The following is an 8,253-nucleotide window of genomic DNA, read 5'->3' as shown; positions in this document are numbered from 1 at the left end:
CGGAATGATCGAGCCGCTGCTGACGCCGACCACCAGCAACACCGAGGAGATCGAGCTGATCGCGGCCGGGCTGGCCTGCACGGTCAACCCGGCGGCGATCATGCGCTACATCCCGCACTCCGGCGTGCGCTACATCCCGATCGTCGACGTACCCGGTTCGGCGCTGGCCATCGCATGGCGACGGGACAGGGTCTCGCCGCTCGCCCTCGCCTTCAACCGGGTGGCACGAGAAGTCAGGGACCGCGAAACCGCGACGGTCGAAGGCATCGAGAACCCCTTCAGCGGAGTGGAATTCACGTGCGCTGCACCGAATCCTCGAACTTCGCCACGCCGGCCTCGCCGCGCTTGATGCGCCCCCTCAACACCAGCACGTGCCACAGCACCGCCAGGACGGTGGCGCCTGCCACCACCTTCACCGCCCCGTGGAAGTCGGCGGGGATGGTCAGGATCAACAACGCGGTGACGATCCACACCAGTCCGACGATCATCAGCGGGACGCCCCACCGACCCAGGTTGAAGGCGCCGGGGGCCGCCGCCAGTGTCGGGCGGCGACGCATGTACGACCCGACGATCAGTAGGTAGACGAGGTACGGCGCGATGGATGTCGCACCGACCAGCGTGGTGAACGAATCCGTTTGCAGGAAGCCGTAAACCATGAAGCCGACGCTCACAACGCCCCCCACGACGAGGGCGCGCATCGGTGTCTTGGTGCGCGCGTTAACCATTCGGAAGTGACGCGAGAACGGCAGCATGTTGTCGCGGCCCATCGAGTACATCAGCCGGGCCTGAGCGGCCTGGTTGGCGATGACGAGTGCGATCATCGAGAACGCCACCACCACGATGAACACCTTCACCAGCGCGGACGGCAGGTAGAAGTCGGCGATCGTTACGATCGGTGCGTCCGACGCCTGTGCCGCACCCAGATCCGGCATGGCGACGGTGAAGCAGATCAGAGCCAACATGCCGAGCACCGCCGAGCCGATGACGCCCATCAACACCCCACGCGGAACGGCCTTCTGCGAGTCGACGGCCTCCTCCGTCAGGTCAGCCGAGAGTTCGAAGCCGACCATCGTGTAGATACCGAGCAGGCCGGCCAGCACGAAGTGGCCGATGCCAGAGCCCGCGGTTCCCGTGCTGTTGGTGAGATTGGCGACCGATCCACCGTCGCCGCCGGAATACAGGCCGAACGCGACGATGACGGTGACGGCCAGAAGCACCGTCCCGATGATCTCGGCGATCACCGCGGTGTTGTTGACCCGCGCCGCCAACTGCACGCCGACGATGTTGATCAGCACGGTGAACAGCAGGATCGCGATCGCGACGCCGAGCAGAACCCCGTCCGGCGCGGTGATGCCCAGTGCCTCGAACAGCAGTGGGGTGGCGCCCAACAGGATGATCGCCCCGCCCGTGATGCTCATGTACAGCAGGCCGAAGAAGCCCGTGTACCAGCCGTAGGTTGATCCGACCAGCCGTGCGCCCCACTGGTACGCGTAGCCCGCCAGCGGAATCTTGGTGCTCAACTCCGCGATCAGCAGCGCCATGACGATCTGACCGGCCGCGGCGATCGGCCACGTCCAAATCGACGCGCCGCCAAACTGATTGATGGCGAAGCCGTAGTTCAGGAAGATTCCGGTGGAGATGGAGACGATGGAGAACGAGATCGCGAACAGCGAGAAGAAGCGCAGCGTCCGCTTGAGTTCCTGGGTGTAGCCGAAGGACGCGAGCGTCGCGTCATGGGGGTTGTCGAGCGCAGGTGGCGCCATTCTGCGTTCGCCTGCCGGGCGGTCGATCGTCATGGGAGCTCCTCGATTCGGTGCGGCGGGTCAGTTGGGGCCGAAGTGCCTACGCACCGCGGCGAAGGCGAACTCGGTGCCGCGGAGCGCCCGGTCGATGACGGCGTCGTCCATCGCGCAGGACATGAACCAGTTGTGTTTGGGATGGAGATAGACACCGGAAGCCAGCGCGGCCTCGGCGAAGCACGTCATCCGCAGACGGTCGTCGTCCCCGGCGAAGGTCAGGTACGGCATGACGTCGGGTCCGGTGTAGGCGATGGTGAGCCGGTTGTCGGCAGCCTGCGCCAGGATGCCCGCCCGCAGTCGTGCACCGGCACGCTGCATCAACGACAGTCCGTCGATGTCGCCGAGGCGGCGGATCGTCGCGAGCGCCGCGGCCATGGGTGTCGAGTTCATCCAGAAGGATCCGGTGAGGAACACCGTTGACGCCGCGTCGCGCAACGACTCGCTACCGGTCACCGCAGCGAGTGGATAGCCGTTCGCGATCGCCTTGCTCCATGCGCTCAGGTCGGTACGCACCCCGATCGGTTCCCAACTGCCCCCGTGGGCGAGACGGAATCCGCAACGGACGTCGTCGACGATCAGCAACGCGTCCAGTTCGTCGCAACGTCGTCGGACGTGCCTGGCGAACTCGACGTCGACGAGCTCCTGGTCCTCACCTTCGACGTGCCGGAACGGCGTCAGCATGACGCCGGCGAGATCGCCGCCGGCCGCCTCGACGGCACGGTCGAAGTCATCGGGGTCGTTGTAGTCGAAGTAGCCCATCGCGGCCCGGTCGCTGGCGAGCGTTCCCGCTGGCACGGGGGTGCACCATGGCGCCGCGCCGTGATAGACGCCGCGTGCCACCAGAACCACCGACCTCGACGTATGCGCCCGGGCGATCGTCAGGCACGCGGTGGTGGCGTCGGTTCCGTTCTTGCCGAACAGGATCCAGTCGGCGTCGCTGATCGCCTCGACGAGGGTCTCGGCGAGGTCCACGAACACCGGCCCTGGCCCGTCGAGGCAGTCGCCCAACTCCATCTGGGCCTGTACCGCCTGGTTGACGACGGGGTCGCGATGGCCGAGGACGATGGGTCCCCAGCTGGACATGAGGTCGACGTACTCGTTGCCGTCGACGTCGGTGATCAACGCACCCTCACCGGCCCTGAAGAACTGTGGATAGGCCGCAGACATGTTGCGGGTCGCCTGATGCCCGTACATTCCGCCGGGCACGACCTTGGCGGCGCGTTGGGTCAGGTCGACGTCGGCGCTCTGGACCGCGGCAACTGAGGTCACGTCTCGCTCCTTGTTCGGGTAGGACGGGTTCCGGTCTGTCGGTCATGATTGGCCACTGGGGCTCGCCTGGGAAACACCTGTTACGCCCACATTCACAACGCTGACGTTGTGAATGTGGGTCAGCCGCCGGCTCAATGTCTGGGTGGCCCGGCGGCCCAGGCGGTTCACGTCGATTCTTCCGTTTCGTCTTCGACGAATGTGGTTGTGGCCGAGGGCTACTGATCGGTGGGGAAGAGGATGGTCTTGCCGTGCAGGCGCCCGGCGTCGGAGTCGTCGTGCACGGCCGCGCCTTGTGCGAGCGGGCGGCGGTCGGCGACGTCGATGCGCAGGGCTCCGTCGTCGACGCGGCTGACGAGGCCGGCGAGCTGCCCGGCGTCGCTGCGAACGAAGACCCGCTGCGTGCGGACCTGGCGCTCGGGAGTCTCAGGTCCCGAGGTCATGGTGCCGACGTGGAAGCCGCTGTCGGCGACGACGCCGATGAGGGCCTCGGTCTGCTCCGGTGAGGTGCTGACCAGGTTGAGCACCACGTCGAACGGGGCACCCTCGACGTTGATCGGGGAGTGCGTGTAGTCGACGTAATCGACGATCCGGTCAGCGCCGTAGTCGCGCAGACGGTCGGCGTCACGTGGCTTGGCGGTCGCGGTGACGACGGCTCCGGCTTGCTTGGCCAGCTGGATGGCGTAGCCGCCGACGGCGCCCGAGGCGCCGTTGATCAGAACTGACTGCCCGGCGGTCAAACCGGCGATCTCGAACAGGGACTGCCAGGCCGTCAACCCGGCCTCAGGCAGGGCGGCCGCATCGGCCAGAGCCACCGACGACGGTGCGGCGGCCAGCGACTCGGCCGGCGCAAGCGCGTACTCCGCGGCGGCGCCGTCGGCATCGAGCGGCAGCAGCGCCACGACGGTGTCGCCGACGTTCCAGCCCTGCACGTCCTCACCCCTTTCGGCGATCGTGCCGGCGACGTCGATGCCAGGGACGTGCGGGAAGGTGATGTCGTACACCTGCGACAGGTAGCCGCCGCGGATGCCCGCATCGACGGGGTTGAACGAGGTGGCGGCCACCTTCACCAGAACCTGGCGCGGACCTGGCACCGGCCGTGGGGCCTCGTCGTACGCCAGGACTTCGCTGCCGCCGTACTGACGGTAGAAGAGAGCCTTCATGATCTTCCTCCTTGATCGATTGCTTCGATGTCGAAGCAGTTACCCGACGCATAACCGCTTCGATGGTGAAGCAATTTCCCCATGGCACGTGACGGTGGTCACATGTCGCCGGCGCAGTTTGCTTCCACATCGAAGCATTACGATGGAGGCATGGCCGATCCCCTCCAGCCCCCGCAGATGCGGACGTACTTTGCCTTGATGGAGGCGGCCAGCTTGCTGCAGTACGCGGTGCGGCAGCAGTTGCAGGCCGAGGGCGCTCTGAGCTACGTGCAGTTCGAGATCTTGGCCAAGCTTGCTACCGCCGAGGGGCGGCAACTCACCATGACCGACCTGGCCGACGGTGTGGTTTATAGCCGCAGCGGCCTCACCCACCAGGCCGGTCTACTCGAGAAGGAGGGCCTGGTCACCCGTGAGGCCAGTGCGGATGACCAGCGCGCCACGGTCGTCGACATCACCGCCGCGGGCCGCGCCCTCGTGGCGAAGGTGCTCCCCGGCCATATTCAGGTCGTACGGGAGTCCCTGTACGGCTCGCTTTCCGATCAGGACGTGGACACCCTCGGCGACCTCATGATTCGCGTCCGCGACCACATGCGTGACCGGCCACCTCGCTCTGCCGCCCCGCGTAACCAGCACGCGTGATGGGCCCCGCCGAAGGGTGAGAAATCCAGCGTGGACACCGAGACCATCAATCGGACTCGCGCGTCAGGCGTTTTGCGACCCACCTGAAACAGCCCACCTGAAACAATGAGTCCGTGGACTTCTACAGCGCCTACCGGCACGACTTCGTGCGGGTGGCCGCGTGCACCCATTACACGACGCTGGCCGACCCGGGGGCAAACGCCGAATCGGTGCTGCGGCTGGCCCGCGAATGCCATGACGAGGGCGTCGCGCTGGCGGTGTTTCCCGAGCTGACGCTGTCCGGGTACTCGATCGAGGACATCCTGCTGCAGGACACCCTTCTCGATGCCGTCGAGGGAGCTGTCGACGAGATCGTGGCCGCGTCGGTGGAGCTGCTTCCCGTTCTGGTCGTCGGCGCCCCCCTGCGCCATCGGAATCGGATCTACAACACCGCGGTCGTGATTCATCGCGGCACGGTGCTCGGCGTCGCCCCCAAGTCCTACCTGCCGACCTATCGCGAGTTCTACGAGCGGCGACAGGTGGCGCCGGGCGATGACCAGGGCGGCGTGATCCGCCTTGGTGGCGGGGACGTGCCGTTCGGAGCCGATCTCCTGTTCACCGCGACCGACCTGCCCGGCTTCGTCCTGCACGTCGAGATCTGCGAGGACATGTGGGTACCGATACCCCCCAGCGCCGAGGCCGCCCTCGCGGGAGCCACCGTGCTGGCGAACCTGTCCGGTAGCCCCATCACGATCGGCAGGGCCGACGACCGAAAGCTGTTGGCGCGCTCGGCCTCGTCGCGGTGCCTGGCCGCGTACGTCTACGCCGCCGCCGGTGAAGGTGAGTCGACCACCGACCTGGCCTGGGACGGTCAGACGATGATCTACGAGAACGGTGTGCTGCTCGCCGAATCGGAGCGGTTCCCGAAGGGCGAACGCAAGTCGGTGGCCGACGTGGACACCGAGCTGCTGCGTGCCGAACGCCTGCGCATGGGCACCTTCGACGACAACCGGCGCCACCACCACGACCTCACCGACCGCTTCCGCCGCGTCGAGTTCACCGTCGACCCGCCGAAGGGCGACATCGGGCTGCGCCGTGCGATCGAGCGGTTCCCGTTCGTCCCGTCGGATCCGCAACGGCTCCAACAGGATTGCTACGAGGCCTACAACATCCAGGTCTCCGGCCTTGAACAACGGCTGCGGGCGCTGAACTACCCGAAGGTCGTGATCGGTGTGTCGGGTGGGCTCGACTCGACCCATGCGCTGATCGTCGCGGCGCGCGCCATGGATCGGGAGGGCCGTCCGCGCAGCGACATCCTGGCGTTCACGCTGCCCGGTTTCGCCACCGGCGACCGCACCAAGGGCAATGCCGTCGCGCTCGGCAAGACTCTCGGAGTGACGTTCACCGAGATCGACATCCGCGACACCGCGACGTTGATGCTCACCGAGATGGATCACCCGTTCGCGCGTGGCGAGAAGGTCTACGACGTCACGTTCGAGAACGTGCAGGCGGGTTTGCGCACCGACTACCTGTTCCGGTTGGCGAATCAGCGCGGCGGCATCGTGCTCGGCACCGGCGACCTGTCCGAGCTGGCGCTCGGCTGGTCGACCTACGGCGTCGGTGACCAGATGTCGCACTACAACGTCAACGGCGGAGTGCCCAAGACGCTGATCCAGCACCTGATCCGCTGGGTGATCTCCTCCGGCCAGTTCGGTGACGACGTCAACACCGTGTTGCAGTCGGTGCTCGAGACCGAGATCACCCCGGAGCTCGTGCCCACCGGCGAGGACGAGGAGATCCAGAGCAGCGAGGCCAAGGTGGGACCGTACGTCCTGCAGGACTTTTCGCTCTACCAGGTGCTGCGCTACGGATTCGCCCCCTCTAAGGTCGCCTTCCTCGCGTGGCATGCCTGGAGTGACGCCCAGCGCGGAGATTGGCCAACGGGCTACCCGCTGGACAAGCGACCTGCGTATCCGCTCAAGGAGATACGGCAGTGGCTACGGGTCTTCGTGCAGCGGTTCTACTCCTTCAGCCAGTTCAAGCGGTCGGCGCTGCCCAACGGACCGAAGGTGTCCTCGGGCGGTGCGCTGTCGCCGCGGGGGGATTGGCGCGCGCCGTCGGACATGTCGGCGCGGGTGTGGCTCGACGAGATCGACCGCGAAGTCCCGGAGGCCTAACGCTCGTAGGTTCCGGTCAGGGTGCCGCGGGCCAAGACGTGTCCCGACGCGGCGGCGAGCACCTTCTTCACCGACGTCGCGTCGGCCGGCACCGGCCGGTCCAGGGCTAGCACGTGGAATCGGTAGCGATGGGGACCGTGGCCGGGTATCGGACGGGGGCCCGCGTAGCCGTTCTTGCTCAGCATCGTCGGCACGATCCGGACTCCCGGTGTGCCCGCGACGAATTCGCCCTCAGCGAGCCCGCCGGCGTTCGGCGCCAGTAGGGCAACGCTGTGGAACAGCGGTCTGAGCAGGGGCACGTCGACGTCGTCCAGGAGCAGGACCAGCGCGGCGGCCCCGGCGGGGATCCCGCTCCAGCGCAGTTCGGGGGACACGTCGTCGCCGACGCCCTCGCCAGCATGGCGACGGGCGATGGGGCCACCGTCGGGGAAGGTCGAACTGGTGACCACGATGGTGGCCGGGGCGTCCAACTGATGGCCTGCAAGGGGGCTGCGTCCCGGGTCGGCGCGCAGCCGGCGCAACAGCCTGCCGATCGTTGACCCCAACTCCCTGGTCAGGTCCCGTGGTCCGGTCATGATTCGAGGCTCACGACCACGTCCAGTTCCAATGCTGCTTTCACGACCGCGTCGGGGATGGCCATCCGAGAGATGCCGCCCCTTCCGTTGTCGGACATGGCGACGATGACCAGGCCGTGAGATGGAATGACGGAAAGTGCTTGCCCGCCGAGTCCCAGCGCAGAGAAGCTCCCTGCCGGGAGCGACGAGCTGTCGTTCTCACCGCGGACCCACCACAGATACCCGTAATGTCCGAATGGGTCTGGCAGGCCGGTGGGCATCAGCGGTTGGGTGCTTCGCCGAGCCCACTCGAGCGGAACGATCTGCTGGCCTTGCCATTCGCCGCCATCGAGATACAGCTGCCCGAATGCGGCGAGGTCTCGTGGCGACAGCGCCATGGCGTAATTGGGGTACCTCGTGGTCGCGCCCAACGGGTCGCTGCCGTAGCGGAGGCGACCGTGCACCAGCGGATCCCAGTCGCGAAAACCCAGCGGCTGCGCGAGCAGACGGTCGACCGCGACGAATAGCGCGATACCGCTCACGCGTTGGTAGATCTCGCCGAGGACGTTGAAATCCCAATTGCTGTAGTGGAATCGCGCGCCGGGAACCGAACTTTCGCGGGCCGGCCAGTCCGGGGCCGTGTTGGTGAACACGTCGAACGGCGTCTCGTATTTCA

7 protein-coding genes and 1 pseudogene are annotated in these 8,253 nt (G+C 66.8%); 3 read left to right on the top strand and 5 right to left on the bottom strand.

Features of this window, described 5'->3' with window-relative positions; translation table 11 throughout:
* Positions 1-349 (top strand): annotated as a pseudogene (locus ACRDUX_RS08830) (hypothetical protein); the annotation flags it as partial.
* Here ACRDUX_RS08830 and ACRDUX_RS08825 read toward each other — a convergent pair.
* From ACRDUX_RS08825 to ACRDUX_RS08815, 3 genes are all read right to left on the bottom strand, one after another.
* Entirely contained in the window at positions 294-1,796 is a 1,503-nt protein-coding gene (locus ACRDUX_RS08825) for an amino acid permease (RefSeq protein ID WP_526412997.1), read from the bottom strand. The pseudogene ACRDUX_RS08830 and the gene ACRDUX_RS08825 overlap by 56 nt on opposite strands.
* Positions 1,797-1,823: 27 nt before the next feature.
* The gene (locus ACRDUX_RS08820; RefSeq protein ID WP_526412995.1) at positions 1,824-3,068 is read right to left on the bottom strand and encodes an aminotransferase class III-fold pyridoxal phosphate-dependent enzyme; all 1,245 of its coding nucleotides are present in this window, start codon (positions 3,066-3,068) and stop codon (positions 1,824-1,826) included.
* Between the two features lie 215 nt (positions 3,069-3,283).
* On the bottom strand, positions 3,284-4,228 hold the full coding sequence (locus tag ACRDUX_RS08815) for an NADP-dependent oxidoreductase (protein ID WP_526412993.1): 945 nt from the start codon (positions 4,226-4,228) through the stop codon (positions 3,284-3,286).
* A 150-nt stretch (positions 4,229-4,378) separates the two neighbouring features.
* Here ACRDUX_RS08815 and ACRDUX_RS08810 point away from each other — a divergent pair, with 150 nt between their 5' ends.
* Positions 4,379-4,867, top strand: coding sequence for a MarR family winged helix-turn-helix transcriptional regulator (locus ACRDUX_RS08810; RefSeq protein WP_526412991.1), 489 nt, complete (start codon positions 4,379-4,381; stop codon positions 4,865-4,867).
* A 113-nt stretch (positions 4,868-4,980) separates the two neighbouring features.
* The gene (locus ACRDUX_RS08805) at positions 4,981-7,023 is read left to right on the top strand and encodes an NAD(+) synthase (protein WP_526412989.1); all 2,043 of its coding nucleotides are present in this window, start codon (positions 4,981-4,983) and stop codon (positions 7,021-7,023) included.
* Here ACRDUX_RS08805 and ACRDUX_RS08800 read toward each other — a convergent pair.
* Together ACRDUX_RS08800 and ACRDUX_RS08795 are read right to left on the bottom strand one after the other, a co-directional pair.
* A complete protein-coding gene (locus ACRDUX_RS08800) occupies positions 7,020-7,598 on the bottom strand; it encodes a YbhB/YbcL family Raf kinase inhibitor-like protein (RefSeq protein ID WP_526412987.1) in 579 nt (192 codons plus the stop codon). The two genes, ACRDUX_RS08805 and ACRDUX_RS08800, sit on opposite strands and share 4 nt — an antisense overlap.
* A partial coding sequence (locus tag ACRDUX_RS08795; RefSeq protein ID WP_526412985.1) for a serine hydrolase domain-containing protein occupies positions 7,595-8,253 on the bottom strand: 659 nt, incomplete at its 5' end. The genes ACRDUX_RS08795 and ACRDUX_RS08800, both read right to left, overlap by 4 nt.

It is taken from the genome of Mycobacterium sp., from assembly GCF_050701675.1.
Lineage (GTDB): Bacteria > Actinomycetota > Actinomycetes > Mycobacteriales > Mycobacteriaceae > Mycobacterium.
Note: the sequence above shows the minus strand (reverse complement) of the source record. Positions and strands in the feature narration are given on the sequence as shown.